Annotated in this window: 2 protein-coding genes and 1 pseudogene; all 3 read left to right on the forward strand. The window is 40.8% G+C overall.

Translation table 11 applies throughout. From position 1 onward, the window contains the following. Positions 1-95, forward strand: a pseudogene (locus UF06_RS28435) (alpha/beta hydrolase); the annotation flags it as partial. A gap of 456 nt (positions 96-551) precedes the next feature. After that, complete coding sequence (locus tag UF06_RS28440) at positions 552-731, forward strand: DUF3265 domain-containing protein (protein WP_319024131.1); 180 nt, start codon at positions 552-554, stop codon at positions 729-731. 2 nt (positions 732-733) lie between these two features. Then, on the forward strand, positions 734-1,225 hold the full coding sequence (locus UF06_RS17820) for a GNAT family N-acetyltransferase (RefSeq protein ID WP_045571645.1): 492 nt from the start codon (positions 734-736) through the stop codon (positions 1,223-1,225). The last annotated feature ends 235 nt before the right edge of the window (positions 1,226-1,460 follow it).

Genomic DNA, 1,460 nt, shown 5'->3' on the forward strand with positions numbered 1-1,460 from the left:
CGAATATCCCATTGACAGGACATTCTTCGCATCAAGAATCTCCGGAATTGGTTGGTAAAATGTTAGAGCAGTTCTTGTTGCAGCACAAAAACTAACAAACGCTTCAAGAGGGACAGCCAACGCGTGGTATTTTTACTATGCGTTGGTTTTGGTGATTACGGTATTATGCGGAAAGTTAGTAGTAGCGTTGTCTGCCCCTTAAGCGGGCGTTATGTTTAGTCACGTAAAATCAGTTGGTTGCATCTTTTCTTTGCTTTTTCAGCTTTCTAATTTTGGTCTTGTCGGCAAGTTACGTTTAGTGGTCGCTGTTTTCTGGACTCCAATTCGTGGGCGCTAAAAATTCAGAGAGTTGCCTCATTAAAGTTCAGTGCGTTTGTGAGTCGAATGAAGCGATGTTAGTTTCAACGTTTTTGCACCAGCTTTCGGTTTTTCACGCTAAAACCTCAATATCAGTACAATCAAATTTATGAGTTAATTCAGCTTTTTAGCTTCTAACTTTGGTTTTCAAAGATAAGTCGAGTTATGCTCTTGGTATCGCAAAACTTAACCCTTTGAGTCTTAAACATAACAAGGCGTTTAAGAGGGATTCATGCCGCGTGGCATTTTTGGTTTGCGGTGAGTTTTGTGGTGAAAGTGGTCTGCGGGAAGTTGGTTTAGGCGGCATTCACCCCTTAACGCAGCGTTATGTAACAAGGAAGGTTCAGTGGAAAAAATATTTTCAGATCGTTTAGTGATGTCTCCGATATCGGAAGATGATTGGTCTCTATTTCACACACTTCATACCGATCCTGAGGTCATTTCACTTTGCTTTGATGAACCGACTTTGCTGGAAATTCAGTCTAAATTTCGTTCTAGGCTTGAACCATGGACACCAGATTCTAGTCATTGGTACTGTTTGGTTGCTTCGGAATTAGAAACGGGTATCAAAGTGGGTATAACGGGTTATTGCATCCAGAATGGAACTGCTGAAGTTGGTTTTATGTTTTTACCTAGTTTCCACGGTCGAGGTTATGGAACAGAATCATTACGAGCTTTAGTCGAATATTCCCGAAAACAGTTTTGCCTAAACAGTTTTTCTGCTGTGGTTACTGAAGGTAATCTGGGTTCGGAAAAAGTGCTAATAAAAAGTGGATTCACATTACATAGTGTTATTCCTGATGCTTATGGAATTGGTGGTCAAATGTATGCTGATCACATATACCTGATGGAAAATATTGTTACATAACAAACGCTTCAAGAGGGACAGCCAACGCGTGGCATTTTTATCATGCGTTAGGTTTCGTGATTATGGTGTTATGCGGGAAGTTAGTAGTAGCGTTGTCTGCCCCTTAAGCGGGCGTTAGGCTAGTCGGTAACATCACTAACTGACTCGCATTAATGACGTAATTTTTGTTCTTTCTTTGTTCGGGGCTATCATATTTTCGACGAATGTTGTTGCCACTTTCGATAGGTAAGTTGAT

Source organism: Vibrio sp. S234-5 (assembly GCF_000960595.1).
Classification (GTDB): Bacteria; Pseudomonadota; Gammaproteobacteria; order Enterobacterales; family Vibrionaceae; genus Vibrio.

Bases quoted from the DNA above. Each gene is read 5' to 3' on its own strand.
- UF06_RS17820 (WP_045571645.1), top strand. From the start codon at position 734: ATGTCTCCGATATCGGAAGATGATTGGTCTCTATTTCACACACTTCAT.